The organism is Marispirochaeta aestuarii (assembly GCF_002087085.1).
Classification (GTDB): domain Bacteria; phylum Spirochaetota; class Spirochaetia; order JC444; family Marispirochaetaceae; genus Marispirochaeta; species Marispirochaeta aestuarii.
The window spans coordinates 1-26,224 of sequence record NZ_MWQY01000006.1 but is presented as its reverse complement, the minus strand read 5'-3'; the positions used below and the strand labels follow the sequence as shown (position 1 = coordinate 26,224).

The 26,224-nt window shown below is 50.5% G+C and carries 25 protein-coding genes; 18 read left to right on the top strand and 7 right to left on the bottom strand.

Features of this window, described 5'->3' with window-relative positions; translation table 11 throughout:
* Positions 1-23: 23 nt before the first annotated feature.
* The gene (locus B4O97_RS06335) at positions 24-2,312 is read left to right on the top strand and encodes a methyl-accepting chemotaxis protein (RefSeq protein ID WP_083049304.1); all 2,289 of its coding nucleotides are present in this window, start codon (positions 24-26) and stop codon (positions 2,310-2,312) included.
* Between the two features lie 170 nt (positions 2,313-2,482).
* On the opposite strand, the gene B4O97_RS06330 is transcribed toward B4O97_RS06335, so the two are convergent.
* The gene (locus B4O97_RS06330; protein ID WP_083049302.1) at positions 2,483-3,346 is read right to left on the bottom strand and encodes an NlpC/P60 family protein; all 864 of its coding nucleotides are present in this window, start codon (positions 3,344-3,346) and stop codon (positions 2,483-2,485) included.
* A gap of 117 nt (positions 3,347-3,463) precedes the next feature.
* Between B4O97_RS06330 and mutM the strand changes: the two genes are divergently transcribed.
* Together mutM and B4O97_RS06320 are read left to right on the top strand one after the other, a co-directional pair.
* A complete protein-coding gene (mutM, locus tag B4O97_RS06325; protein ID WP_083049301.1) occupies positions 3,464-4,318 on the top strand; it encodes a bifunctional DNA-formamidopyrimidine glycosylase/DNA-(apurinic or apyrimidinic site) lyase in 855 nt (284 codons plus the stop codon).
* Positions 4,319-4,353: 35 nt separating this feature from the next.
* Positions 4,354-4,650, top strand: a complete 297-nt coding sequence (locus B4O97_RS06320) for a hypothetical protein (protein WP_083049299.1) — start codon at positions 4,354-4,356, stop codon at positions 4,648-4,650.
* Here B4O97_RS06320 and B4O97_RS06315 read toward each other — a convergent pair.
* Genes B4O97_RS06315 through B4O97_RS06305 form a run of 3 tightly spaced genes read right to left on the bottom strand, consistent with a single transcriptional unit; the run spans position 4,647 to position 7,860 of the window.
* Positions 4,647-5,717 (bottom strand): mandelate racemase/muconate lactonizing enzyme family protein, encoded by a 1,071-nt coding sequence (locus B4O97_RS06315; RefSeq protein ID WP_083049298.1) that lies wholly within the window; start codon positions 5,715-5,717, stop codon positions 4,647-4,649. The two genes, B4O97_RS06320 and B4O97_RS06315, sit on opposite strands and share 4 nt — an antisense overlap.
* Positions 5,708-6,787: a DUF1611 domain-containing protein gene (locus B4O97_RS06310; RefSeq protein ID WP_233142968.1), complete on the bottom strand. Its 1,080-nt coding sequence runs from the start codon at positions 6,785-6,787 to the stop codon at positions 5,708-5,710. The genes B4O97_RS06315 and B4O97_RS06310 overlap by 10 nt, the downstream gene beginning before the upstream one ends.
* Complete coding sequence (locus B4O97_RS06305; RefSeq protein WP_083049295.1) at positions 6,784-7,860, bottom strand: pyridoxal-phosphate dependent enzyme; 1,077 nt, start codon at positions 7,858-7,860, stop codon at positions 6,784-6,786. Before B4O97_RS06305 ends, B4O97_RS06310 begins: the two co-directional genes overlap by 4 nt.
* Positions 7,861-7,980: 120 nt before the next feature.
* Between B4O97_RS06305 and B4O97_RS06300 the strand changes: the two genes are divergently transcribed.
* Both B4O97_RS06300 and B4O97_RS06295 read left to right on the top strand, forming a co-directional pair.
* Complete coding sequence (locus B4O97_RS06300) at positions 7,981-8,406, top strand: hypothetical protein (protein WP_083049293.1); 426 nt, start codon at positions 7,981-7,983, stop codon at positions 8,404-8,406.
* 35 nt (positions 8,407-8,441) lie between these two features.
* Positions 8,442-9,020, top strand: a complete 579-nt coding sequence (locus B4O97_RS06295; RefSeq protein ID WP_083049292.1) for a GGDEF domain-containing protein — start codon at positions 8,442-8,444, stop codon at positions 9,018-9,020.
* Positions 9,021-9,027: 7 nt separating this feature from the next.
* Here B4O97_RS06295 and B4O97_RS19455 read toward each other — a convergent pair whose 3' ends face one another.
* Positions 9,028-9,996, bottom strand: coding sequence for a response regulator (locus B4O97_RS19455; RefSeq protein ID WP_083049290.1), 969 nt, complete (start codon positions 9,994-9,996; stop codon positions 9,028-9,030).
* 206 nt (positions 9,997-10,202) lie between these two features.
* Here B4O97_RS19455 and B4O97_RS06285 point away from each other — a divergent pair, with 206 nt between their 5' ends.
* Positions 10,203-10,571, top strand: a complete 369-nt coding sequence (locus B4O97_RS06285; protein WP_083049289.1) for a response regulator — start codon at positions 10,203-10,205, stop codon at positions 10,569-10,571.
* On the opposite strand, the gene B4O97_RS06280 is transcribed toward B4O97_RS06285, so the two are convergent.
* Entirely contained in the window at positions 10,568-12,049 is a 1,482-nt protein-coding gene (locus B4O97_RS06280) for a sensor histidine kinase (RefSeq protein ID WP_233142966.1), read from the bottom strand. The two genes, B4O97_RS06285 and B4O97_RS06280, sit on opposite strands and share 4 nt — an antisense overlap.
* Between B4O97_RS06280 and B4O97_RS19680 the strand changes: the two genes are divergently transcribed.
* Positions 12,023-12,250, top strand: a complete 228-nt coding sequence (locus B4O97_RS19680) for a hypothetical protein (protein ID WP_233142964.1) — start codon at positions 12,023-12,025, stop codon at positions 12,248-12,250. The two genes, B4O97_RS06280 and B4O97_RS19680, sit on opposite strands and share 27 nt — an antisense overlap.
* A 67-nt stretch (positions 12,251-12,317) precedes the next feature.
* On the top strand, positions 12,318-13,409 hold the full coding sequence (locus B4O97_RS06275; protein WP_083049286.1) for an ABC transporter substrate-binding protein: 1,092 nt from the start codon (positions 12,318-12,320) through the stop codon (positions 13,407-13,409).
* A 32-nt stretch (positions 13,410-13,441) separates the two neighbouring features.
* Here B4O97_RS06275 and B4O97_RS06270 read toward each other — a convergent pair whose 3' ends face one another.
* Entirely contained in the window at positions 13,442-14,404 is a 963-nt protein-coding gene (locus tag B4O97_RS06270) for an N-acetylmuramoyl-L-alanine amidase (RefSeq protein ID WP_158084187.1), read from the bottom strand.
* Between the two features lie 191 nt (positions 14,405-14,595).
* Between B4O97_RS06270 and B4O97_RS06265 the strand changes: the two genes are divergently transcribed.
* The 10 genes from B4O97_RS06265 to B4O97_RS06220 all read left to right on the top strand — a co-directional run bounded on the left by B4O97_RS06265 (position 14,596) and on the right by B4O97_RS06220 (position 26,114).
* Complete coding sequence (locus B4O97_RS06265) at positions 14,596-15,378, top strand: 2-oxo acid dehydrogenase subunit E2 (protein ID WP_083049283.1); 783 nt, start codon at positions 14,596-14,598, stop codon at positions 15,376-15,378.
* Between the two features lie 43 nt (positions 15,379-15,421).
* A complete protein-coding gene (locus B4O97_RS06260) occupies positions 15,422-15,976 on the top strand; it encodes a DUF3795 domain-containing protein (RefSeq protein ID WP_083049281.1) in 555 nt (184 codons plus the stop codon).
* A 129-nt stretch (positions 15,977-16,105) separates the two neighbouring features.
* Positions 16,106-17,365, top strand: coding sequence for a sensor histidine kinase (locus tag B4O97_RS06255; RefSeq protein WP_083049280.1), 1,260 nt, complete (start codon positions 16,106-16,108; stop codon positions 17,363-17,365).
* Positions 17,358-18,017: a response regulator gene (locus tag B4O97_RS06250; RefSeq protein WP_158084186.1), complete on the top strand. Its 660-nt coding sequence runs from the start codon at positions 17,358-17,360 to the stop codon at positions 18,015-18,017. The genes B4O97_RS06255 and B4O97_RS06250 overlap by 8 nt, the downstream gene beginning before the upstream one ends.
* Before the next feature lie 170 nt (positions 18,018-18,187).
* The gene (locus B4O97_RS06245; protein ID WP_083049277.1) at positions 18,188-19,486 is read left to right on the top strand and encodes an ABC transporter substrate-binding protein; all 1,299 of its coding nucleotides are present in this window, start codon (positions 18,188-18,190) and stop codon (positions 19,484-19,486) included.
* An 87-nt stretch (positions 19,487-19,573) separates the two neighbouring features.
* Positions 19,574-20,470, top strand: a complete 897-nt coding sequence (locus tag B4O97_RS06240) for a carbohydrate ABC transporter permease (RefSeq protein WP_083049275.1) — start codon at positions 19,574-19,576, stop codon at positions 20,468-20,470.
* A gap of 14 nt (positions 20,471-20,484) precedes the next feature.
* A complete protein-coding gene (locus B4O97_RS06235; RefSeq protein WP_083049273.1) occupies positions 20,485-21,327 on the top strand; it encodes a carbohydrate ABC transporter permease in 843 nt (280 codons plus the stop codon).
* Between the two features lie 34 nt (positions 21,328-21,361).
* Positions 21,362-22,891 carry a glycoside hydrolase family protein gene (locus tag B4O97_RS06230; RefSeq protein WP_158084185.1) on the top strand — a complete coding sequence of 510 codons (1,530 nt, stop codon included), beginning with the start codon at positions 21,362-21,364 and terminating at the stop codon, positions 22,889-22,891.
* A 505-nt stretch (positions 22,892-23,396) separates the two neighbouring features.
* Complete coding sequence (locus B4O97_RS06225) at positions 23,397-25,526, top strand: methyl-accepting chemotaxis protein (protein ID WP_198947024.1); 2,130 nt, start codon at positions 23,397-23,399, stop codon at positions 25,524-25,526.
* 96 nt (positions 25,527-25,622) lie between these two features.
* Positions 25,623-26,114, top strand: a complete 492-nt coding sequence (locus B4O97_RS06220) for a chemotaxis protein CheW (RefSeq protein ID WP_083049269.1) — start codon at positions 25,623-25,625, stop codon at positions 26,112-26,114.
* The last annotated feature ends 110 nt before the right edge of the window (positions 26,115-26,224 follow it).

Below are 26,224 nucleotides of genomic sequence, written 5' to 3'. Positions count from 1 at the left end.
TATCCCTATTTTGGAGGAATTTGATGCGACGACGAAACGTAACATCCCGATTCGGCATTTCTGCCTGGGTTTCTCTTATAACTGTAATCCTTCTTGTCGTAGTATTTGCCGGTATGCTGATAACCATCGGCGGTCGACTGAGTACCGATATCGACGATGTACAGATCCAGGGTTTTGAGAGCGAGGTAAAGGCCATTCGGCATCTGGTTGAATTTCAGACTCGCCTTGTTGAGCGAATACTGAAGGCACATCTTCTTAACACCAAATATGCGGAGGCATTTGTTACCGGGAATTTCAACGAAGCCCAGGGCCTGCTGCGTATTCTGAATTCGAACCTGCAGATACTGGACGCCGCTCTGATGGTCGATACAAATGGAACCGTCCTGGCTGCTGCGGATGATTCGCAGATCGGAAAATCCATGCGGGGTACCCGTATCTGGAATGAGATTGAAGGAGGGGCTGCATATCCTGTGGATTTTATTCCCTCCGAGTCACCCTTCTCCGGCAAGCCGGTTATCTACTACGCGGTGCGGGTTTTTAACGAGAGGGATGAACAGGGTACGTTGATCGCTGTTCTGAATCTGGCGACCTTCAGCTCCATCTATATATCGCCGATGCAGTTCGGTGAAACGGGATATCCCTTTCTCGTGACCACCGATGGAATAATGGTCTCCCATCCAAATAACGAAATAATTGGAACGGACGTTTCGAATGAAGAGTTCTTTTTAATGATCCAGGAGAAATCCGCTGCCAATTTCGCCAACCGACGGGTCGCCCGCTATACCTTTAACGGTGAGGACAGACTCCTTGTTTTCTCTCCCGCCACCGGCTCGATCCCCTGGATATCCGCCGTCAGCATGAGCCAGAAGGAGATGTCCGCTCCGGCGGTGCGGGTTATCAGGATGCTGATGATCAGTGCTGTAGTTGCCGTTACGATTATGATTGCCCTTCTGATCCTCTTTATCCGGAGCTTCCTGATAAAACGAATCCACGGTCTCGCCGGGCTTCTGCAGATCGCAGCCACAGGAAACCTGACCGTCCAGGCTCCGGAGAAGGGTAATGACGAGTTCACGGATATAAGCCGCAGGTTCAACCGTCTGATGATGGCCCTTCGCAGCCTGGTAACCCAGGTCCGTGAAAAGATGGATGTTCTTGAAAGGGGCGGCCACGATCTTTCGACGAATGTTCAGGAGACCGCAGCGGCCATCAATCAGATAAACGCCAATATCGAGAGCACCCGGGCCCAGATTGCGAACCAGTCGGTCAGTATTACCCAGACTTCCGCGACGGTTGAGCAGATGACCAAGAATGTCGAGTCCCTGGGGAACTCCATCGAGCGGCAGGCAGAGAGCGTTACCCAGTCTTCCACCGCGGTGGAGGAGATGGTCCAGAGCGTGCGGGTGATCAGTACAACCACAGCCAAGGCTTCGGAAGAGGTAAAGGCCCTGGAGGATGTCTCCAAAAACGGCAAGGACCAGCTGGATAAAATGGTTGGACTTATTCGGGAGATTGCCGGAATGTCCGATGCCCTGGGCGAGGCAAATACTGTTATCGCCAATATCGCCTCTCAGACAAACCTGCTCGCCATGAACGCTGCCATCGAAGCAGCCCACGCCGGAGAGGCGGGGGCGGGATTCTCGGTAGTTGCGGACGAAATTCGAAACCTGGCGGAAAATGCCTCCGCCCAGGCAAAAATTGTCAAAGGAAGACTCAAGGACGTCACCCAGGCGGTGGGACAGATTGTCAGCATTTCCGGGGATACCAACGAAGCCTTTGGCCGGATTACCGGATCCATTGACGGGGTACAGCGGGTCTTCGAAGAAATCCGTTCCGCCATGGAGGAGCAGTCCACCGGTGGTGAGCAGCTGCTGGGAATCCTGGCCGGAATGACCCAGATAACGGAAACCGTCCGTTCCGGATCAGAAGAGATGAACCAGGGTAATGCCCAGATTCTCGAGGTTATAACGAGCCTGAACGCCATCAGCGAAGAGGTGAAAAATGCCATCGACGAAATCTCCCGTGGAACCGGTGAGATCAACCGGGCAGTCTCCAATATCGTTGAGCTTTCAGATGAAAACACCGAAAGTATCCGGCTGGTCAAGGATGAAACAACCAAGTTTTTCCTGACGGACGATGAAGTCGAAGCCGCCAGGGAGGCGGAAATGGCCGATGCCGGGGGACCGGCGGAAGATACGGAAGAAACAGACGAAAGCCGGACTGAAGATGATTCGGCGACAGAGGACGACGACGAGGGGTACCTGGAAGAGATGACCCCGGAAGACGAGAAAGAAGATAAGGACGAAGGAAAGTAAAGAGTAGTTCTGTCTGATGGAATACGGCGCTGAACCGGAGGGCCCTTTGAGGGATTTCCGGTTCAGCTTTTTCTTTCAAAGCCCTTGCGTTCCAGTTTCTGCCATCCCTTGTTTTTAAACAGCATACCCACCAGAGAAAAGACCCGGACCCATGCCATCAGCTGGCACCGCTATCTGGGCATATTTCCTGCAGTTCCTGCTTTGTCCCTGGCTTTGAAGGCTTCAAAAGCCGACTCTTCCTGTTCGCGCCACTCCTTGAAGTCTCCGTAGACCTCTCCATCCCAGGTCTCCCAGGGGGAGTCCTTCTTTTCCATATAGGTTTCGGATTCCCCTCCCTGTTTACTGGTCTCCAGGATTTCGCCCTTCTCGAACCGGCCGGTGTAGCTTTTTCCACTGCTCCAGGTGTAGGTGCCCTGGCCGTGGAAGAGCCCGTCCCGGAACTCTCCCTGATAGGTATCGCCGTTTTTCAGGCGCATGGTACCTGTCCCCGAGGGTTCCCCGTTTTTCAGGGGGCCGGTGTAGAGGCCCCGTTCAAACTCGATGCTGGTCTGTTCCCTGTCGGTGTTCTGAAGGGATTCATCGAATACCCTGCGGGCGGAATGGAAGGTCCGTCGCCAGTAGCCTGAGTCGATCCTGGAGATGATTACCCCCGTCTCCGGTCCGTTGGAGACGGCATGGATAACCGACTCCTGACCGATATAGATGGCAACGTGGGAGACGATCCCCCGGTTATTGGTTGTAGCGAACAGGAGAAGATCCCCGGGAAGCAGCTCTTCACTGTCAACGGGACTGCCGAAATTGCGGTAATCCCGGGATGTCCTTGGAATGGAGGGGATATAGGGTTTGTAAAGATAATAGACCAGGCCGGAGCAGTCGAAGGCCCGGGGTCCCTCGTCACCGAAGGAGTAGGGCGCGCCCTTAAGTTTCTGGGCCGGGGAGATTATCTGGTCGTGTACATTGAAGGCGAAAACCTGAAGCCCTCCTGTAAGGAGGAGCAGCAGGATCGGTAACAGTCTTCTGTATTCAGGGTTCATAGTTCTACTATATTCTCCTTTCTCCGCTTTTTCATATCTTCAGGAAAATTTTCCTTGTTTTATTTCTTGTCGCATATATCTTTATCGGTAGATACTGCAAAGAGGAGAAGAAGCGAGATGCCCGAACTTCCGGAGATAGAGACCCTTCGACGAGACCTGATCTCCCTGGGGCTCCCGGGCAGGCGGATTACAGACGTGCGGATCTTCTGGGACCGCAGCATTCAGTCTCCTTCTCCCGGGGAGTTCCGCAGCTTGATCCGGGGGCGCAGGGTTTGCGGTATTCGCCGGCGGGGGAAATATCTCTCTATAGACCTTGATGGAAATTTAAGCCTGGTCATTCATTTTCGCATGACCGGGGGACTGACTCTTTCTGAAGAGCTGGCTGCTTCGGACCCCCACGACAGGCTTATTTTTTTCCTTGATACGGGGAGTCTCGTGTTCCATGACACCCGCAAGTTCGGTCGAATGGTTCTGACGGAGGAACCGGAGAGGATCTTTGACTCCCTGGGACCGGAACCCTTCGATCCCGACCTGACTACGGAGCTGTTCTTCTCCCGCCATGCATCCCGCAAAAGGGCGCTGAAGGCTCTGCTGCTGGACCAGGGATTTATCGCCGGTCTGGGAAATATCTACGCCGACGAAAGCCTCTTTGCCGCCGGGCTGCATCCCCTGATTCCGGCGAATACTCTGGACCGGCCTGCGTCGGAGAATCTGCTCCGCTGTATCCGGGAGGTCCTCGACCGGGGCATACGGAACAGGGGTACATCACTGGGGGATGGGGAATCCAACTTTTCCAGTTCCGGCCGCTACGGGAGAAACGCCTCCTCCCTGCAGGTCTTTCGGCGAACCGGAAAGCCCTGTCCCCGCTGCTCTGCCCCGGTGGAGCGTATTATCGTTGCCCAGAGATCGACCCATTTTTGCCCCGTCTGCCAGCCTCTGCTGATGAAAGCGCCGGAACATGCTACACTGTAAGAGGGAAGACGGTCCGCTGTTTTCCTTAAAGGAAGGTGTATATCGCTTCGGAAGAACGCTTACTGCAGATTACCTATTCAATTATCGAGCTCGTAAACCGGCAGGAGCTGCGTACCACGAGCAAGAAGCTCATTATCAACTACATCAAGGAGTCTCTCCAGGTGCACCACGCTGCCAAAGCCAGGGAGGCCATCGAGCGCTACACAAACGAGGAACTGCCGGACCTGGAGGAGCTTCGCAGCAGATTCAATCAGCACGGCATCGAAGCTCTGAACGAGGTTGATCATCTGCTTCTGCGGCTGGAACATGAGGGAAAGTTTCTGGATGCCTAGAATACCCCGGGACTGGAACCGAAGCCCGGGGCGCTGCGGGGAATGAGCATTCCCTTTTTCAAACGTACCGCCCCGGAGCTGGGATCGTCCTCCAGGTCCAGGAAACTGTCCAGGTCCGCATAGCGCACATTCTCGTGGGAGAGGGCGAAGTGCAGCCCTGCAGCGACTCCCAGGGCTGGCTCGTCCATGCAGCCCACCATGGATTCTATTCCGGCAGCCTGGGCGACGGCGTCTATTCTGCGGGCCGCGGTAAACCCTCCCACCTTGGTAAGCTTGATGTTCACCATATCCACCAGTTCCTCCCTGGCCAGGTGAAAGGCCTCATGGAGGGTCTGAATGCTCTCATCCGCCATTACCGGAACAGCCAGGAGCTGGGTTACGTGACCCAGCAGGGTGGGGGAGTTTCTCGGGGTGGGCTGTTCCAGGATCTCGATCTCCGCCGGTGCCGCCAGCTCCAGCAGCCTCAGGGCTTCGGCGACGCTGTAGCCCTGGTTGGCGTCAAAACGCAGCACCGCCTTCGGGCCGGCGATTTCCCGGAGGCGGTTGAGTTTTTCCGCATCCTCCTCCACCAAGAGCCCCCCTTTCAGTTTCAGTATTCGGAAGCCCTGCTTCAGAAGCTCCCGTGCCATCCGGAGGGTCTCATCCAGGGGGGCGATGCCCAGGGTGATGCTTGTTTCGATACTGCGCCTGAAGCCACCGAAAAGCTGCCAGACAGGAAGACGCGCCTTTTTTCCCAGGATATCCAGGAGCGCCATGTCCACCGCACCCCGCACGGAGGGAAACCTTGCCGTAGATTCCGCAAGGCGGGCCAGGATCATTCCCCGGCGCAGGGGGTCCTGGCCTTTCAGATGTTCCCGTATTTCTCCTTCCAGAAGCTCCCGGGCGGCGTCGAAATTCTCACCGGTGATTGCCTCCTCCGGCGAGGCGCAGCCGAAACCGTTGATACCGTCCCGGGTCTCGATACGCAGAAAAATCACCTTTGCCTCGCTTATGTTCTGGTAGGCGATGCTGTAGGGATGCTTCAGAGGCAGAGTGAGGCCTGCGGTGGCGGTTCGCCTTATCTGCACGATTTTGCCGCTTCGAGGATGGCGTCAACCAGGATATCGGACCCGTCCACCAGGGGATCGCAGCAGGGGAGTCCCGTCTCATTCTCGATACTGCGGCACACCCCGGGTACCTCCTCCCGCGTCATACCCTGATGGTTCACGCTGATGGCGATAACCTTTTTTCCTGAGATAAGCTCCAGAGCCTGAATCTGGGTGGCCAGGGGGTGCAGCGGATATCCGGGGAACCCGTCATATTCCCTGCGTGCCGGGGCATGCTGCAGTACGATGAAGTGGGGCCGCGCGGCGGCCAGGATTTCGAAGCCTCCCGGGAAGGCGGGATTCATGAGGCTCCCCTGTCCCTCAATGATGATATGTGCCGGCTGTTTTTGTTCCCAGGCGCTGAGTACTGCGTGCTCTATCTCGCCTGCGACAAAGTCGTTGATCAGGGAGTCCATAACCAGGGAGTACTCGGCTCCCTGCATCCAGGCGGTCTGTCCGGTACCGATGAGTTCCGCGGATAGTCCCCGCTTTTCGAGGTCCCGGATAAGCAGCCATGCTGTGGTACGTTTCCCGATGGCCGAGTCGGTTCCCAGGACTGCGGTTCGGAAGGCGCCAACCTCTTCTATGCGGCCGGAGAAGAAGTGGAGATCCTCCACGGCCGGGGGCTTCCGGATATCCCGGATTTTTAGTCTCCGGGAAGCGGCGAGCTGTGCCAGGGGCTGATATTCGGAGAGAAACACGTGCAGCCCGGAATCGATATGGAGTCCCGCCTGAAGGGCCTCGGAGGCGGCAGTTACAAGACTCTCCGGAAGCTGACGGCCCTCCACCGCAATACCCACAACAAAGTGGCTCGCGGGCCGTCCCGCTTTTTCCGCAGCTTCAAGGGCCTCGGCAACGTTGGCTGCAATGGGGATTCCCGAAGGCCTGGCATCCAGAAACTCCCCTGCATCCCGGCCGGACAGGGTCGAATCGATTACCGCGCATACGCGGTAGCGTCGGGTAAAGCGGACGAGGCCGTGGGCGGTCTTGCCATAGGTAGTGGCGAAGGCCCCTTCGCAGAAGACGATGGCGTTCAATGCTTGTGTGCTCAAGATTTTCTCCCCGTAAGGACAACAACATAGCGGTCATTCCCCAGGGGAACCTTTTTATGAGACTCGATCATCGAGGCAAGTCCCGCGGTGGAAGCCGGCAGCACGTGAAAGCCTTCGGTCTGACGGATGAGCCTGGAATAATCCCGCATGGACTTATCCGATGCAAAGCCAGCCACGCCTCCGGAATTGCGGATTGAGATGAGGGCCTGTTCTCCGTCGATGGAGTGCCAGTTTATCAGGGGTTCGTTGGTAACCGACTCCCTGATGCGGCCCGGATTGAGGTCTTCGCAGTGGGGCAGGTTCTTTACCACCGCACGGATAATGGGATTCTTTCCGTGGGAGGAACCTGCGAAAATTCGCGGCACCCTGGAGGTTTTTCCCCGGCGGTAGAGATTCATGAATCCCCGGTAAATACCCGCCAGGGTTGTGCCATTGGAGACCGGAATGGAGATCACCGCTGGGGCGTCCCGCAGTTCATCGTAAATCTCCTCTGCTATTGAACCGTATGCCCGGATCTGCAGGTCCGTATTGTCTCCTCCGGGGTTGGCGTCGTAGAATTCGAGACGCCGGGCGTCTGTCGAGGAGACCTCCACGGCATTTTCGTAATCCCCGGGGACCCGGATAATTTCGGGATCGAATTTGCGCATCTCTTCAATCCGGTTGGTGTGGTACTTCTCGGGTATGTAGACTCTGCAGCGTATCCCTGCCAGGGAACAGGCGAAACTCATGGCGGCGCCGTAGTTTCCGCATGTGGCGATGACTATTGTGTCATACCCCCGGCGCAGGGCGTCCAGGACCTGGGCAAAGGCTATCCTGTCCTTCTGGGTCCCCGAAGGGTTGCCTCCCTCGAATTTGAGAAAGATCTGGCGCAGGCCCACCTCCCGCTCAAGGTTACGGGCCCTGACCAGAGGGGTGTCTCCGACTTCTGAGGCGATGATATCTTCGAAGGCTTCGATCCGTGTGTCACGATTCTCGTCGGGATTGGCAGCGACCTTTTTCAGGTCCTCGATTTCCGGCAGAACCGCCTCGAACTGGGATGAGGCGTTGTTCAGGAGATTGAAGGTTTCTTCCATCTTTTCTGTTTTACTAATGCTAATATTTTGGTAACAGTGTCAATAGGCATTGTACAGACCCGGGTCGATTGACAATTAATCCGGGTCGTCTATACTGGGTATAAACTCGCCGGTGAGCAGATGATGAGACGAACCTCCTTTTTTTCGACAATTGAACAGCGCCTGTATTCCATACTTCTCATTTTCTGTATTTCTCTGTCAGTTATCAGTATAATCGGGAACCTGGTTGCGGGCTTTCCTCTGTATCTGAGTATCAAATGGTTGCTGTTGGTTGCCGCTGCGTCGGCTTCTTTTGTTGTGGATAGAGTTAAATCCGAAGCCGCAGAGGGTATGCTTTTTTTCTATCTTTTTCTTGTTGCTGTTTTTCTGCCCTACGCGTTCATTGAGTCCGGAGGCAGCAATAATAATGCTCTGGGCTATACCTTTCTTCTGGTGGTATCCATAACATATCTGTTCAAGGGACGGACCCGGGTTTTTCTGATAAGCCTGCTGGTACTGGTTTTCCCTGCACTGCTTATAATCGAATATTTTTTCCCGCCCTGGTAAGGGACTATCCCCGGACTGCTCAGTATATCGACCGCATGATTCAGGTTCCTGTACAGCTGATTGCGGTTTTCCTTGTCGTTCTGCAGTTTTCGAAGGCCTACGACAGGACCCACAGGGAACTTACGGATCTGTCAATTACCGATAAGCTGACCCAGCTTAAAAACAGGGCCTGCCTTGATGAAAGGATCTCCGAAGAACTCGCACGCTTTCGCAGGTACGGAGAGACGTTTTCTGTAATCCTGACAGATATAGATTTCTTCAAGGAGGTTAACGACAATTTCGGTCATCAGAAGGGGGACGAGGTTCTGAAATCTTTCGCCGGGCTGCTGGAGAATAATATTCGCGAAACGGATACCATCGGCCGCTGGGGAGGCGAGGAGTTTATGATCATAATTCCAAATTGCAGCCATCGGCAGGGCATGGGGCTCGCCGAGAAACTGCGGGCCCTGGTGGAAAAACATGATTTCTTCAAAGAGCAGAAGATTACCTGCAGCTTCGGTGTTACCGAGGTCCAGCCCTCGGATTCTCCGGATGATCTCCTCCTTCGGGCGGACCAGGCCCTTTACCTTGCAAAGCAGACGGGCAGAAACCGGGTTGCGGGGATAAAGGAATAGGTTTCGCTTACTCTGTACTGTTCGACTGATTGAGGGCGTTCGCCGCCGCAAGGGCGGCTATATTGGCCAGAGTTTCGCAAAGCAGAATGGTTGTTTTCTTTATTGAGGTTTTCCGGCTGGTTGCACCGGTTATAAAAACGCCAATACTCTTTCCCTGGGAAAGCAGGGGAACATAGAGAATAGATTTCAACTGCCTGCCCTCGGCAATGGCCTGCTCTTCCTCCGTAAATGCTTCTGATCCGGTATCCGGGATATAGACCGCCTCGCGTCTCTGCAGGGCGTTATTTATATGGGGGTGATCCTGTATCCGGGCTCTGAGGAACTTTTCAGGCGGGGGCTCTGTAAAGGGTGGTGTGGTTGCCCTCAGGGTAAGGACGGCATTATCAAGGGTATAGATGGCGCCGCTGTTCAGTCCTGAGAGTTTCGCCAGATTGTCAGAGGCAATCTGAAGAATCGTCTGCAGGTCCGAGGTTGCTGCAAGACATTTGCTCACCCGCAGGATCAAATCCTGCATACCCATATGCTCTTTAATGGACCTGCGGGCCTCATACAATCTGAAAGCCATCCTTATGGAGGCAAGCAGTACCGTATCTCCGCTGTGCTTGACAATGTAACCGTAGGAGGTGATACCCTCGGTTCTTTCCACGATATCGGCCTCGGTGTGACTCGAAAGAAACATGATCGGAATTTCATACCGGGTGAGGATGCGTTCCGCAGTCTCCGTACCGTCCGGCTCATGTCCGAGATCGATATCCATCAGTATAAGATCGATTCTCTCAAGGCTTTCCGTGAGTTCCACGGCACGTTCGCCGTTACAGGCTGTATGGATTGTGTACCCGGCCTTTTCCAGGATCTTCTTTTCCGCCAGGGCGATGATTGCCTCGTCTTCTACTATGAGGATTACTTTGGTCTGCGGGTTTAAAGAGGAATTGGGGCCGGGGACAGGCTTTTCTTCAACTGTTAAAGACGGAGGCACGCTTATTAACCACCTGCTGCATCAGTCCTGGCTCTCCTGCTTGTATGCACTGCTTAACAGGAAAGAATCCTGCATAATTTTACAGCAGATATCTGCTGCGGACAAGCAGAAAAACAGGACTGCCTGATAGTGCTTTTTCTTATACTTGCACCATGCGGAGATTTATTTAGAATAGGGGTAGACTATAATTACTGCTATGGATTCACATGAATGACGATGAAACAACGATTCTCATTGTAGAGGATGCGGTTATAACATCAATGATGCTAAGGGTCGGTCTGGAAGATGCCGGCTTTACTGTTTGTGCGGTAGCTTCCAGTGGAGAGGATGCGATCCGGGATGCGGATACATACGGACCGAATCTGGTTCTTATGGACATACGACTGTCCGGAGAAATGGATGGTTTTACAGCGGCACAGAAGATATCCGCAAGACATTCCTGCCGGTTTGTATTCATGAGCGGGTATGATTTGGATGATTGCAGACAGAAATCCCGGGATCTGGACCCTGTTGCAGTCTTTACAAAACCGGTCAAGCTTAAAGAACTGATCAGCAGTATAAGAAGTCCTGGTTAAACCCTGGGTGAATAGAATCCCAGGGGTATTTTTATCCGGTACAGAACTCCCCCTGGACTGCTGATATCCATCTCTCCTCTCAACTGGTTCCGGACAATATTGCTCAAAAGGAGTAATCCCAGGGATTCAATCTTCCCGGTATCGAAGGATTCCGGAAAACCTGTACCGCTGTCTGAGTACTGAAGGTCCAGCATATTATCACGGATTCCGGCATATATAGTGATTTCGCCATCAGCATTATCCGGAAAAGCGTACTTTACCGAATTCGTTATAAGTTCATTCAGTATCAGTCCGCAGGGAACAGCATAGTCAATCAGAAGATTCACATCTTCAATGTCCAGGTTGTACCGAATTGATCCCGATCCCTTGCTTAAGCTGGTAACAACCAGAGGAATCAGGTCCTCAATGTACTCTTTCAATCCTATTTTCGAGAGATTGCCCGTACTGTACAGCTTTTCATGTACCAGTGAAATTGCCTGTATCTTGGTCTGTATTTCTTCGATAAAACCGGAAACAGCTTCCTGACTGTATTTTCTCCCGTACAGACTCATCAGGCCGGCGATAATCTGCATGTTGTTTTTTGTCCGGTGATAGAGCTCGCGAAGGAGGGTATCCTTGTCTGTCAGGGATTGACGTAAATCGTTTTCCCGTTCGTCAATGCGGTTGACCATCATCTTAAAGCTGGAAATCAACTCGTCAAACTCGGAATACCGGGAATGGACCGCCACGTCATAGGACCCACTGCTGACCTGGGCGATTTTATCGATCAGATCATCTATCGGTCTCATCACTCTGTGGATCAATATTAGAACAAGAACGGCAAAGGTTAGAGAAACCGATAGAAGCAGGAGCAGTAACAACGAATAGATGAGGTTCATCCTGCCGAATATTCTGGAATAGGATTTAAAGACCATAACATAGAATCCGCTGTGTTCGGCCTGGTGAACAGAGACCAGTCCTTTGACATCGAGATAACGATCTTCCGAGATCCCTGAATTCCCCGCCCTGGCCTGACGAAAGCTGTTCATATTGCCCAGGTTTTCCAGCAGCAGTACACGTTCCGGATAGGTGTGACCGATTATATTGCCGTCTCCTTCAATTATGGCAATGAACTCGTCGGGATCCGGGAAGCTCACGGATACGAAATTGCTCAGCTCCCTGAGATTGTAAAATGCCGCCAGTATCCCCTGGTCGCTGCGAAGGGACAAAGCGATTGTCGGCAGCCCTGTCTGTTGCGACAGGAAGGAGTCTGACCAGTAAACCTGGTCCTCCAGAACTGTTGTCGAGATGTACTCCTGTCCCGATAAATCGATACCAATAAGATCAGAATTAAACGGCCAGGTATCCAGTACGGTGCCGTCAGGGTCAAGCAGATAAATGCTGTCGAAGCCGCTGAAAATATTGAGAACATCATCGATAAAGCAATTGATATCCCGTGTACCGGGAGCAGTGTGAATAAGGTTGATGTGATTTCTCACATCTTTAATATATTCTTCCGGCTGCATAAAGAACCGATCTACAGTCTGGGCAAGAGTTTTGGACAGAATCGCGATTTCCTGCCTGATATTATCGCGGTAGACTCTATTTGTGGCGATGAGAGCGGAGAAGGCAATCAAAAGCGCCAGGATCACAAAACCGGCAAGATAGATGAATATATGGATTTTGAAGCTCTTACCTGATATTTGCGGCATTACCGGAAATTATAGTAGACTTACTGGTGATACACAATAAACCGGAGAATGTTCAATGAGAACAATTACGTTGTTCCTGGTAATACTGCTGGTTTCTGCATGCGCCAGGCAACAGTCATCCTTCGATGCGGGAATGGTTGTGAGCCTGACGGGGAACTATTCACCTCTGCTGGAGTCAGCCCGCAACGGGGCCCTTCTTGCAGCGGAGGAGATAAATTCGCGGGAGAGAAGGGAAGTAAACCTTGTCGTCAGGGATGATAACAGCAGGGGTGAAGTTACCCTGGAGATGGTACAGGGGTTAATTGAAGAGGGAATAGACTATCTGATTATGGCGACAACCAGCGGGGCATATCTGGAGGCGGCGGATTACATTAACAGTAAGAATGTTCTGGTACTCTCCGGGACTGCGAGCTCCGACGAACTGAAGGGTCTTGATGACAATCTTATTCGCCTGACGGTAAATATATCATTGTATGCCGATCATCTTGCGGACTACGCGATCAGGCAGCAGATAAAGAGCGCGACCATCGTCTATGATGAGAACAACCGGAGCTACGCGGATACTATGGCCACAGCGTTTACTGCTGAAATAAGTGAGAAAATTCCTGCCATTCGGATTCAGCAGGTCGGGTTCGACAGCAGGGTCAAACCCTCCTACATCGATATCGCAAGGAAAATACGGGAGCAGGCTTCCGACTGTGTTCTCCTTATCGCCAGTCCCTTCGATACAGCGTATATCTATCAGCACATCGATGAGTTCGATCAGCTGCTGTTACTGTCTCCCTGGGGTGTATCGAGAGAATTGATCGAGAACGGCGGGAGGAGTGTGGAAGGAGTTGTTACCTATCTTGAAAAAGGATTCCTGGGGGATGATCCGGAGTATTCACGGTTTGTAGGAAATTACAGGGAACGATTCAACGAGGAACCCACGTATCAGTCCATGGTAAATTACGATGCAGTTTACCTGTTATCCGGTGCAATAAAATCTTCGGGACCAGATCGGCCCCGGGATGTATTCGGGTTCATCCTCGAGGAGGGAAGGTTTTCCGGTGTAAATACTGATTACATTTTTGATGAGTATGGTGACTGCAGTTTTGAACTGTATCCGTATACGGTACGAAACGGCAGTTTCGTTCGGATAGAATAGATCCAGGATACCTGCCCGAACTCCCGCATGCATTAATTTACCAGCGACCTTGAATCTACCCATCCGACCTGAAAGGGATTGCGGAGTCTGACCAGATACCAGTCCCCGGTATCGTCAACAGGCCAGATATACGAGCCGGCCTCAAGCCTGCGGACAAGGCGGCTCGAATGATCCGGTCTCTGCCGTACGTGTGCCCCGTCTGAACCGACTGCCATGGTTTCATACTCCCTGGGAACAAGGGATGCGACATCGGAACGTCCCCGGGTGTAAAAATGCCTCTCCAGACCGCGATGGATAATTCCGGCGAAGAACTCCGGCTGTGTTACCATCAGTTCCCGGTCGACGGCGTTGGTTACAAAGCCGAGTTCAATAAGTACCGCAGGGGTGTAGGGACTTGATGCGTGATGGTAGCGATGGGAGCTGAATCCGAAATAACCGCGCATTCCGACGGTAACGCCGTCTGCATCCTCTGTCAGACTCTCCTCGGCCCTGAATGACTCCTTGAGGGCTTCGGCGATCTCGCTTGAAGCGACGCTCGGGCGCCAGGGGGGAGCGAGCTTCCAGCCCCTTCTTGCCGGATCCGTACCCCAGTCGGCGTGGATTGAGAGAAACACGTCGGCCCGCAGCCCTGGAGGAACCGTCGCGGGAACAACGATGACCCGCCAGTTTTCCGCCTCCAGCAGGGGGACCAGGGCCTCCACAACCGCAAGGTTGATGTCGAGCTCCTGGACATTTCCGTGGACAGCTCCTGTACTGCGCGGACGGCGAAGTGCTTCCGGCGGGAGTTCGTCGATCTTCCAGTGACCCGGCTGCAGGGCGACCACGATCGGCCCTTCCAGGGGAATTACCCCGGGAACCGTATTTTCTGCAGCTGTACTGTCCGGCTCGGGCGCAGAAGCTGCAGGACTCTGGCAGCTGCCGTTCAAAAGGAGAATGCCGGCCGCAAGTAATACGGCTGCAAGCAGTATAAACATATAATTACGGTGTTTACCCATCATCTCTCAATATAGTCCTTAATATATATTATATATTTAATCAAGTTAAAGGCAAAGTCCCGGTGCAACAGAAGGATGTCAATCTTCCGAATTTGAAGGCGTTACGGGCAGAAGTAAAAACATCGACAATGCACGTAGAGCGGTGGTACTATTTATGGAATTGTTCGTTCTTTTAGAAACAGGGAATACATATGAAAGGACACCGGGAAAAGATATCAGAATACAGGCGACTGTCTATCTACGGCTTTGATATGGTTAAGGGCGGTCATAATTTCTACGCTCTTATGGAGTTCGATGTAACGGATGTACGGAAAGAGCTGAGAGCTCTGAGAAGCAGAGGAGAAGGGGGCTCACTTTTTTCATTTCTGTTGAAGGCGATAGGAAGATGCCTGCATGAACAGCCGGAGTTCAACTCCATGATAAATGTGCGCCGAAAGACACGCTTTGCTGAGGTGGATATCGATATACCTGTTGAAGTTATGCAGAACGGTGTTACGTATAATAAGCAGTACATACTGCGTGCAATCAATGATAAAACTATACGGGAAATAGACGAGGAGATAGAGACCGCAAAATCGGCAGTCGGTGAAGAGAAGACCTATATGAGTTCCCGGCTGGGGCAGAGAATCTTTTCCCGCCTCCCGCGTTTTCTGGTTGTATTCCTGTTCCGGCAGATACTGAAACAACACGATCTGGTCAAGCGATTCTCCGGAACGGTTTTTGTAACATCAGTAAGCATGGTTACGAATGTGCCGGGCTACATTATTCCCTACAGTGGAGGTCCGAAGGCTGTCTCTTTTGCTCTGGGCCCTGTGGTAAAAAAGCCGGTTGTAAGAAATGATGCGGTTGTTATCAGGGAAATCATCAATATTACTTCCATTTTTAATCATGATAGTGTTGACGGTGCGCCTGCGGCGAGGTTTATCAACCTGCTGAGAAAATATATAGAACAGGAGTACCGAAACCTTTTGTAGACAAGACGATCGGGTCCTTCGTCAGCGGATGGGGAGGTTTTGTGTGAAAGAGTATTCCAGAAAATATCCGGAGTTTTCCCTGTGCGGGCTGAACTGCGTTCTGTGTCCTCGCTTCCAGACCGAAGGTTCATCCAGATGTCCCGGCTGCGGCGGAAGCAATTTCCACGAAAAACATCCCGCCTGTTCCGTTATTACCTGCAGCCGTAAGCACGATAACACTGAATTCTGCCATGAGTGCGCAGGGTTTCCCTGTGAACGATACGCCATACCCGTGGAGAAGGATTCCTTTATAACGAAACGAAACGTTTTTTCCGACATGGAAAAAGCGAAACGTAATCTTTCTGAATACCTGGATGATCTAAAGGAAAAACAGATGATCCTGGAAAAATTGATTGCGGATTTTAACGATGGCAGAATGAAGAGCTTTTATTGCCTTGCGGTCAACTTACTGCCGTTGAAAGAGTTGAAGAGTATTGTCGGGGACGTGGAAAACGCCGGCAGGAAGCTCCGGGAGAAGAAAGAGAAGGCACGGACGGCAAAGGAAGTATTTCTGAAATCAGCGTCGTCCAGGGGAATTGCCCTGGAGCTGAGAAAATAAATCTTTGAAAGTGTATGAAAACGGTCCTGGAATATTACTGCCTGATCGGCAGGCAGCACTCTTGATTTTTTCTGCCTGAGGTTTCAGGATCGAAGATTGAAAAGGATACTCCCCTAGGGGAGGCGTAATATGGCAGAGCGTAAAATGGAATGGATCCTTTCTCTTTTCTCTATAGCCTGCCACCTCTCTGCATTGACCGCTTTTTTGAACCTGGTTCCTGGAAGACCGTATCCGTCTTCATGGATTTTACAGCTGGCTGTTCTTGTCTCCCTGTCTCTTTCCTTATCTCTCATATTTATCTGGCTGCCTTCACGGTCCTTGAGGATCCTTCTTTTCTTATGTCAGCTTTTCTTTATTCTGGTGATCCTTATTCCCGCCCAAGAACCCCTGCTGGCGGAATCTCTGGTTCTGCTTGTACTGGTTTTACAGAGCGGTATTTATTTTCCGTCGATCCTGCATGGGTCCCTGTCGATTATTGCGCTAAGTCTGGGAACCACATTCTTACTGTGGTTACCGGAAGCAAACTGGTATGGGGCTGAACTTGTTTCTCCTGGTCCCGGTTCTGTCTTTGCCTCCCTTCTGCTCCTGACCGCGGCAGCGGTGGCAGCCGAGTATATCAAAGCAACAGTGCAGCATCTTCATGAAGGGCGGGAGATTACCGACTCTCTTGATACTGCAGTAAGCGAACTTGTCAAAGCCAATCAGTCCTTTCAGGATTACGCCCAGAATGCCAGACATGCGGCAGCCCTCGAGGAGAGAAAACGGATCTCCAGAGAGATTCATGACAGCGTCGGCCACACCCTTATGAACATCGTCATGATGCTGGAAGCCATGCTGCTGCTTTCTCCTGCGGATAACGGCAAGCTGCGTCAATATATTCGCGACACAAGGGAAGAGGCCGGACGTTGTCTCAAGGATACACGCAGGGCTGTACGTATTCTCAGGGAAGTCGAAGCTGAGAACATCTCTACCTGCCTGAGACTGACTCGTCTTGCCGAAACCTTTGCCCGGGCTACCGGGGTGGAGCTTGCCCTTGAATTGACCAACACTCCTGTTGATTTGCCCCCGGGGATAGGGATAGTATTGTACCGGTCCATGCAGGAAGGACTCACCAACGCGTTCCGTCATGGAAAAGCGGACAGGGTGCTGGTGCATCTGCAGCAGGCGGGAGACATGATCATTCTCAATATAACCGACAACGGACGGGGAAGCGGTTCTTCAGGCATATCTGAAGGAGTCGGATTAGCAGGAATGCGTGAACGGGTGGAATCCATGGGCGGGACGATCCATTTCAGAAACCTGTCCGGGGGCTTCAAGCTTACTGTGGAGCTGCCGAAGGATGGTCTGCCTTGTAAAAGTGAAAGGAAGATGGTATCCGCATATGATTAGAGTTGTCCTTGCAGATGATCAGCTCCTCTTTGTTGAAAACCTCAAGTATGTGCTGGAACAACTTTCCGGGGATATTCAGATAGTGGGGGTCGCACACAGCGGCAAACAGGCTGTTGAGATGATCCTGCAGCATTCTCCCGACATTGCTCTGCTTGATGTCCGCATGCCTGCAATAGACGGGGTGGCTGTTGTGGAAAGGGTTCATCCTGTAAGGCCTTCCACCCGCATTATCATGCTCACAACCTTTGATGATGATGAGTATATCCATGAAGCCCTCTCTCACGGCGCAATAGGGTATCTGCTGAAAGACATGCCTCCTGCTGACCTTATCCAGGCTATTCATGTGGTAATGTCCGGGCAGGTGATTGTTTCCCCCGGGGTTGTCCAGAAGCTGCTAAGAGATCCCCATCAGCTTCCAGCCCCAGACAGCGCTATTCCCCCCTGGATGCTGACGCTGACGAAACGGGAACGGGAACTTCTCAAGTTCATAGCCCGGGGGCTGGATAACCGGCAGATATCGGAAGAAATGTGTGTAACTCCCCAGACAATCCGTAACCATATGAGTGAAATCTATTCAAAGCTTGGTGTCGGGACCCGGCTGGAAGCCATACGGCTTCTGAGCAATCTGGATATTGATTCGATCCCTCTTTAGCTGATCCTTTCTCCTGTTCAACAGATGAGTACCGGTAAAAACAGTACTCTTTTCAGTACGATGATAACTGGCTCTGTGCAAGAGACTGGTTTATTCTGGTTCTGCGTTGGGACCGTGGGTAAGGTCCGGACCCGATAAGCTGAAAAGAAAAAGAATAAAGGAGTAAAGATATGAGTAAAAGAAACATTGTCGTTTGCGTTCTCACCTGTATGATGTTACTGCTTTTTATTTCTCCCATGTCCGCTGCAGGACAGGAAGAAGAGACCTCCTCCGTAACCACGGTGACGATGTGGGTCTATGATGAAATGGCTGCCGGTGATGAACTTGCCCTCGTCAAGGCACAGCAGGAATTCATGGAGCTCAATCCTGATATCGATGTACGGATAGAAAACACTCCCCACAGGGGGCTGATGGAAAAGATCATAACATCCAGCATGTCCGGTGTCGCGGCGGATGTTATTCATGTGGCGACAACCTGGCCCGTGGAGCTCGCCGCAATGGGTATTCTGGAACCAGTAGATGGTTACCTGAAACAGAGCGGCAAAATCGACGAGATAAACACGAGCGCTTTTAAATCCAGCAGCTATGAAGGCAATATTTATGCTGTACCGTGGATGTCCGACGCGACTGCCCTGATTTACAACAAAACCATGTTTGAAGAAGCAGGACTTCCCCTCCCTTCCCTGGAAAAACCTTACAACTGGGACAGTTTTCTCAAGGTTGCAAAGGCCCTTACAAAAGATCTGGACGGGGACGGCAGGATTGACCAGTACGGCTTTGGTATTCGCAGCGGCCGCGGAGCTTCCTACGGATGGTTTCCCTTTCTGATTGCCAACGGTGGGCAGATTATCAGTGATGACGGAAAGAAGATCGTCGTAAACTCACCTGAAGGACAGGAGGCTTTCAAGTGGTTCGCAGAGCTTTTTACTGTCCACAAAGTGGTTCCTCCGGGGGCAGTCGGTTACGACCGCTGGGATGATGTTCGAAACGCCTTTCTTGGAAAACGTATAGCCATGTATATTGCCGGAGACTGGGAGCTCGATCCCCTGCGCAGTGCGGAACCTGATTTCGAGTTTGCTGTGGCCCCTCACCCCATGCAGAAACGCCGTGCCGTCAGTATGGGCGGAAGCAGTCTTGTAATCTCCGCCGGTTCCAGGGTTAAAGATGCGGCATATAAATGGATAGATTTTCTGACCGACCGGGAGCGCATGTGGGTAGTGTTTGACTATGGTCGCTTCTCTTCCCGGGTCGATGCCGCGGACAGCGAGTTTGTAAACGACCCCCTTCTGAAGGTTTTTTTAAGGGAGTTCCCCTACGGAATAAACCATGCCTCGGTTATCGGCGACCACAGCAGAACAGAATTGGGCATAGCTTTTGAAGAGGTGTTTGTCAACAACCGTGACCCCCTGGCAGCTCTTGATGATGCGGCGGTCCGGATGCAGGCCCAGCTGGATGAAGTCAGGCGCTGAGCAGTCAGGCAGAACCGGTACCGCAGTCGATTTATATGGCGACGGGTTGGGCACAGCCCGTCGTCTCTAAAGGAAAGTACAGCGACAATGTCCGCAGTAAGCAAATTCAGCAGAAAAAACCTCAGCCTGGTCCTTATAAGCCCCAGCCTGATCATTCTGATTATCGTGGTGATCGTACCGGTGATTATCGGTCTATTCATGAGTCTGTTCCGCTATAATTTGATGACCATGCAGCGGGGGATTCCTTTCATCGGCCTGGATAATTACGCAGCCAGTGTTACTTCTTCCCAGTTCTGGTATTCCTTTCTTAATACAATCTGGTGGACCTTCGCCAATGTGGCAGGACAGATTCTATTCGGGCTTGTTATCGCCCTGCTGTTGAACCAGAAGGTGAAAGGATTGCTGGTGTACAAAGCGGCAATACTTATTCCCTGGGCTATCCCTGCCTCGGTGGCTGCTTTGAACTGGATGTGGCTGCTTCATCCTGACTTCGGTCTTGTGAACTATCTGGCCCTGAAGCTGGGGTTCATCAGCGATTCCATTCCATGGCTGGGCCATCCGGTCTGGGCACGGATCTGGGTTGTGATTGCCAGGGTCTGGAAGGAGTTTCCCTTAAGCACGATTATTTTTCTCGCCGCGCTTCAGCAGATTCCGAGAAGTCTCTATGAGGCTGCTGAAATGGACGGCGCTTCGCCATGGAAATGCTTCCTCAATATAACCCTGCCTTTTTTGCGGTCTTCGATAGTTGTTGCCAGTACCCTCATTACCATCTGGACTTTCAACAGTTTCAATATGATCTGGGTCATGACAAAAGGAGGTCCTGTTAACTCAACCGAGATCCTCTCGACCCAGATATATAATGTTGCTTTTTCCAGATACAACTTCGGGCTGGCATCCGCCCAGTCCCTGATCATGGTTTCGATTCTGCTGATTATTATAGGGTTCTATCTTTACAAGGTTGAAGGTAAAAATCTGAGTGAATAGGTGGTAACGATACGATGACTGCGATACAGCGACGAATCCTGATAAAAACCGTCTATGTTCATGCCGCGCTGCTGCTGCTTACGTTGTTTGTCCTTGCTCCCTTTCTGTGGATGTTTTTGACATCTTTTAAGTCAAACCCGGAAACCCTGCGCTATCCTCCAAGCTTTCTGCCCGATTCCTTTGACATTCAGAACTTTATCCGCGGATGGCAGACCATGCGCTTCGGCACCTATTTCGGGAACACCCTGTATGTCTCCCTTATGACGGCCTGTGTTTCGGTGCTTATCGGATCTCTGGGAGGATATGCTCTGGCGAGATTCCGCATACCCGGGGAACGTTTGTTGATCCTGGGAATTCTGGTAACACGAATGTTCCCTCCCGTGGTTTTTCTTGTTCCCTTCTTCATCTTTCTGCGGCACATAAACCTGATCGATACCTACAGTGGCCTGATTCTTGCCTTTACGGTATTTTCCCTTCCTCTGGCTATCTGGATGCTGCGGGGATTCTTCCGAAATGTTCCGAAGCAGCTTGAAGAGGCGGCAATGATAGACGGCTGTTCAAGAATGGGGGCCTTTTTCAGGATTATCGTTCCCCTTTCTTCTCCTGGTGTCGCCACCACAGGGGTTTTCTGCTTTATCCTTGCCTGGAACGAATTCATGTTTGCCAATACTCTCATCCTTACCGAGAGTAAGCGGCTGTTAACGGTCTCGCTGGTGGCCTCCATCAGCGAATACCTGGTGGAGTGGAATGTACTCATGGCCGGAGGCATCCTCACCACAATTCCCGTAGTTATTATGTACCTTTTTATGCAGAAATACATTACCAGCGGCCTGACCGAAGGAAGCGTCGTAGGCTGAACTGCTGAAATTCCAGATGTACGGGAGATCCTTCATGCTCTTTACACCTTCAGATACACGGAGAATCCTCTGGGACAGCTGGCTTTATAATGACAACGGCACTTACCACCTTTTTCATTTGACCAAATATTCCGGCCGGCGCTCCGATGCCATTAATCATGCGGTCTCTTCTGATTTGTTGAACTGGAAGGACCTTGGGCCTGTTATCCGTATGGGTACAGGCCGGCAATGGGATGCCGGTTTTCTGCTGACCGGTACGGTGATCAGGTTCCGGGATTCATATTATATGTTCTACGGTGCAAGAAGGGGACACCTTCAGCTTCTTGGTCTGGCGGTTTCTCCCGACCTGAACCGGTGGGAAAAGTATAGTGAGGAACCGCTGTTGGCTCCCGACCCGCGGTGGTATGAGACTGATGTCGGCGGCACCCCCTTACATCATGCGGCATGGCGGGACCCCTGTATACAACGTGATAGTCAGGGGACCTTCCATCTCTTCCTTTGTGCACGTGTCAGTGAGGGGGGGCTCAACGGCGGAGGGGCCATTGCTCATGCTGTCTCCGATAATCTGCTCGACTGGGAGATCGGGCCCCCCGTTCATGTCTCCGGGAATTACGGATTTCTGGAAGTCCCGGATGTTTTTTTCTTCCACGACCGGTGGTACTTGCTTTTCTCCTGCGGGGAGTGGCACTCATGCAGGAGCCGGGAATGGCCGAGAGGCGCCAGCGGTATCAGGTATCTGGTGAGCGAGGGGATTGATGGTCCGTATATTGAACCGGAAAACAGCCTGCTGCTGGGCTCTCCTTCCGGTTCTCTGCACAATTACGCGGGGCGGAGTATCGCCTGTCCTTCCAATGCTTCCGAAGGGCGTATATTTTATTACAACAACGTGTTTCCCAATACTCTTAAAAACAGAGGATCCTTCCGCGGTTCCTGGGCAATGCCGAAAAAGATGATCTTCCGGAATGAGAAACCGGAACTGGTACTGCCGAAAGCTCTGTCATCCCTGTTTCTGAAAGACTTATACAGCATGGATTTGAACAGCCGAAATTTTACATGCCATCCTCAGTCAGACAGGAACTCCCGGAACTGGAAGCATCCGGACACCGAGACCGTGGAGGGGTCGGCAGACCGGGGATTCTCGGTGTATCTTGATCTCTGTGATTATGACCGGCTGTATATCTCTTCACAGCCGGAAGGTGCATGCAGAAGCTGCGGCTTTCTTGTTCATTACAGTACTGAAGACAATGAAGGCACGGCCGTTATGATGGATTATGAGAAGTCGCTGCTGCGGATCTGCGGCTGTTCTATAGGGGAGATCGGATGGATCTTTGTCCCGGTAACCGAGGTTCCTCTTCCCCCCGGAATGAGAAAAACGCCGGCAACAGAAGACTGCCTGATAACGCTGGTACTGATGGGATTCTTTCTGGATGTTTACTGTAACGGTACTCTTACTGACAGCCTTCATATGTCCGTCAATCACGGCAAGTGGGGCTTTTTTGCAGAAAGCGGAAGTGTCTCCTTTAGAAAGGTACGGATAAACGGCAGCCGGAGTTCTGCTCCCTGACCGATGTCCGTTGTACTCAACCAATCGCCAAGGAAAATTGCTTTATAAAAACAGACAGGATACCGGAAATAGAAGGTTTGAAGTTGTCATCCCGGGAAGAAATCCGGAAGCGGGATTAGCATCCCCGGAATATACTAGCTTAGATACCGCCGGAAAGAGTGTGCGGCAATCGTTTGAAGAATTAGTAAGCAGAATATGCTGATCTTTATACCTTGGTGATTTATTTCTATTTCTCTCATATATTCAGACTTTCTAAATAGTAAACTCGGCAGAAACTGTAAATGGCTTGAATCTAAGAAACCCGCCAAATATGGATTGATAAATGATTTTATGTAGTAGACTCAGCATCTCAAATGTCTTAATGTAGTACAATAAGTTACATGACAAGAATATATTGATAAGGTTTGGCGTGGTTTTGTATACCATTTTGAATCATTTATTGATCTGATCACGCTATCAGTGATGGCTGTATGCATCCATCGAGTTATTCACCAGGAGAGTGATGATGAAATTAAGAACTAAAATGCTATTACCGTTGGTATCCTTGTTTATTATTGCTATCGGTCTTGTTGTTGGGATTATAATTTACCAGCAGTCGAAAGTGCTCGAACAGGATGTGATTAGTCTAAGTGAACAGATTGCACATACAGAATCTAAGAATGTGGCAGCCTTATTGGATAGTGCTTACAATGTTGGTCATTCGCTGGCTAGAACAATAGAAGAATATGTACCTGTAGATAGCCAAAGCAAGAGGGAGTTTGCTTTAAAAGCAGTAAAAGGAGCACTTGTTTCGAATCCTGAGTTCATAGGGACATGGATCGCATTTGAACCGAATGAATTTGATAATAATGATGATGAATATAAGAATGTTTCACCCTACACTAAGGAAGGACATTTTGCCTCCTATTGGAATAGGGCAAATGGTTCGCTATCTGCTATATCCCTTGACGGTTATACAAAAGAAGAATGGTATACGGAGGTATTTAAGAAGAGTGGTCACGTAATCTTAGAGCCATTCAGTTACGAGGTCGATGGTGAAGATGTTCTAATGACAACACTATCGATCCCAATTAAACGAAATGCTGAAATAATCGGCGCTGTTGGCGTTGATGTACCATTAAACTCAATTCAGGCTATTATTGATAAAATTCATCCATTTGAAACCGGTTATGCTTTTGTGGTCTCCAATAGCGCTATGGTTGTAGCACATCCGACGAAGAACTTGGTTCAGACGGATGGAGGGGCCTATTTCCAAAACCCTGAGGAATTCAGAACGTCGATCAAGCAAGGCAGTATCTATTCCGAGAGAAAAAAAGCAGAGGGAGGAGAGAAGGTTCAATCTGTTGTTATTACCGTTCCGCTTAAAATCGCCGGTTTTGAAGAAGTGTGGGGTTTTGGAATTTCTTCACCTTTAAAAACGGTTCGGGTGCAACAAATAGCCCTATTACAGAATGGTTTTATTATCGGATTTATTTTCTCCCTCGCTGCTATTTTAGTTATTTTCCTTTTAGTGCGGTCCATTACGAAACCAATTATGCAGATTTCTGAACAACTTCAGGTAATTTCAACAGGTGATCTTACAAGAGAAACTCTACGTATGAATCGTAAAGATGAAATAGGAACATTGTCAAAGTCTCTGGAGATGATGGTAACCAACTTAGAGAGTATTATAACGGATGCAATAAATGCTTCTGCACAAGTATCCTCCGGGAGTCACCAGATGAGTACTTCCGCTGAACAAATAAGTCAAGGTGCAACGGAGCAGGCCTCTTCAGTTGAAGAAGTATCATCTTCGATGGAACAAATGAGTGCTATTATTAAGCAGAATGCTGAACATGCTACAGAAACAGAAAAGATCGCTACACTGGCCAGTGGAAATGCAACAGAAAGTGGAGAAGCGGTTATGGAAGCTGTTGTAGCTATGAAGAGTATAGCTGAGAAAATAGTAATTATTGAAGAAATCGCGCGTCAGACGAATATGCTTTCATTAAACGCCTCAATAGAAGCTGCACGAGCTGGTGAACACGGCAAGGGATTTGCTGTTGTGGCATCTGAAGTCGGGAAGCTTGCTGCAAGGAGTAAGGATGCAGCTGGAGAAATTAGTTCACTTTCAACGTCTACTGTAACAGTTGCCGAAAAAGCCAGAGAAATGCTCGAACAATTGGTGCCCAATATAAAGAAGACAGCCGATCTTGTACAAGAGATTAGTTCTGCAAGTCGCGAGCAAAGCGCAGGTGTAGATCAAATCAATACAGCTATAACACAATTAGACCAGGTAATTCAGGAAAACGCCTCAGCAGCTGAAGAGATGGCTTCTGTCGCCGAAGAACTCTCCGGACAGGCCGAAGGATTGGAGAGCAGCATTTCCTATTTTAAGATAAGAGATGATGTTGAAAGAGAAAAAAAGCAAGCTTTACTATCCGCTCCTAGAAATATCTCACCAACAGCAAAAAAACAAACAGTACATGTAGGCAAAGAAGAGGTAGGAATAAGACTGCTCGCTGAAGCAGAAAAACAGGGATTACATTCAAAAGAAAGAAACACTAACAGAATAGAAAGATGGAAAAATGACGGCACTGTAGGTAGCAATAACTACGCAGACGAAATCGATTCGAAAGACTTTGAAGAATTCTAAATAAATCTTTTAATCTCATAGATACTTGGGATGTTTGACATCATTTTTTAAAAGAAAACTCAATTGATAATCGCTTGATTATTTTAAGGAGGAGTTATGGGTGATTTCGATATAATTACAACCAATCAATACCTTGCTTTTACATTGGGCGAGGAGAAATATGCCATTGAAGTTTCTCGAGTAAAAGAGGTGCTGGAATTTCGGACTATTACTAGAATCCCAGGAACTCCGACAGTAATGCGAGGAGTGATGAATGTTCGTGGTGAGATTATTCCTGTTTTAGACCTTCGTGAACGCTTTGGATTGAAGATTACTGAAAATACTGTAGATACATGTATTCTTTTGATTGAGGTTATGTCAGACAATCAAATTGTCACTATAGGTATAATAGCCAATTCTGTAGAAGAGGTACTTGAAATCTTGCCGGAGCGAATCGATCCTCCACCTAAATTTAACAACAATATGGATACTGATTTCATCAGTGGAATCGGAAAATTAGATGAAAGATTTTTAGTTATCCTCAATAGTGAAAAATTATTAACAACTGAAGACGTGAACATGGTTACGGAAAGTGTTGTTGAGGTATAGTGCCGTCACCGGTGCTGAATTGCAGGTATGGTATGGTCTTCCCCCGGAAGACAGACTGGGCGATACTGGATAGCACGAAGTGCGCCCAGCTTGCAGGAATGGTCTTCCCC

What these genes read in the sequence shown, in the direction of transcription:
- mutM (WP_083049301.1), top strand. Translation starts at nt 3,464, where the DNA reads ATGCCCGAACTTCCGGAGATAGAGACCCTTCGACGAGACCTGATCTCC.
- B4O97_RS06275 (WP_083049286.1), top strand. Translation starts at nt 12,318, where the DNA reads ATGAGAACAATTACGTTGTTCCTGGTAATACTGCTGGTTTCTGCATGC.
- B4O97_RS06245 (WP_083049277.1), top strand. Translation starts at nt 18,188, where the DNA reads ATGAGTAAAAGAAACATTGTCGTTTGCGTTCTCACCTGTATGATGTTA.
- B4O97_RS06295 (WP_083049292.1), top strand. Translation starts at nt 8,442, where the DNA reads ATGATTCAGGTTCCTGTACAGCTGATTGCGGTTTTCCTTGTCGTTCTG.
- B4O97_RS06220 (WP_083049269.1), top strand. Translation starts at nt 25,623, where the DNA reads ATGGGTGATTTCGATATAATTACAACCAATCAATACCTTGCTTTTACA.
- B4O97_RS06285 (WP_083049289.1), top strand. Translation starts at nt 10,203, where the DNA reads ATGAATGACGATGAAACAACGATTCTCATTGTAGAGGATGCGGTTATA.
- B4O97_RS06265 (WP_083049283.1), top strand. Translation starts at nt 14,596, where the DNA reads ATGAAAGGACACCGGGAAAAGATATCAGAATACAGGCGACTGTCTATC.
- B4O97_RS06250 (WP_158084186.1), top strand. Translation starts at nt 17,358, where the DNA reads ATGATTAGAGTTGTCCTTGCAGATGATCAGCTCCTCTTTGTTGAAAAC.
- B4O97_RS06270 (WP_158084187.1), bottom strand. Translation starts at nt 14,404, where the DNA reads ATGGGTAAACACCGTAATTATATGTTTATACTGCTTGCAGCCGTATTA.
- B4O97_RS06230 (WP_158084185.1), top strand. Translation starts at nt 21,362, where the DNA reads ATGCTCTTTACACCTTCAGATACACGGAGAATCCTCTGGGACAGCTGG.
- B4O97_RS06330 (WP_083049302.1), bottom strand. Translation starts at nt 3,346, where the DNA reads ATGAACCCTGAATACAGAAGACTGTTACCGATCCTGCTGCTCCTCCTT.
- B4O97_RS06255 (WP_083049280.1), top strand. Translation starts at nt 16,106, where the DNA reads ATGGCAGAGCGTAAAATGGAATGGATCCTTTCTCTTTTCTCTATAGCC.
- B4O97_RS06240 (WP_083049275.1), top strand. Translation starts at nt 19,574, where the DNA reads ATGTCCGCAGTAAGCAAATTCAGCAGAAAAAACCTCAGCCTGGTCCTT.
- B4O97_RS06305 (WP_083049295.1), bottom strand. Translation starts at nt 7,860, where the DNA reads ATGGAAGAAACCTTCAATCTCCTGAACAACGCCTCATCCCAGTTCGAG.
- B4O97_RS06300 (WP_083049293.1), top strand. Translation starts at nt 7,981, where the DNA reads ATGATGAGACGAACCTCCTTTTTTTCGACAATTGAACAGCGCCTGTAT.
- B4O97_RS06235 (WP_083049273.1), top strand. Translation starts at nt 20,485, where the DNA reads ATGACTGCGATACAGCGACGAATCCTGATAAAAACCGTCTATGTTCAT.
- B4O97_RS06225 (WP_198947024.1), top strand. Translation starts at nt 23,397, where the DNA reads ATGAAATTAAGAACTAAAATGCTATTACCGTTGGTATCCTTGTTTATT.
- B4O97_RS06335 (WP_083049304.1), top strand. Translation starts at nt 24, where the DNA reads ATGCGACGACGAAACGTAACATCCCGATTCGGCATTTCTGCCTGGGTT.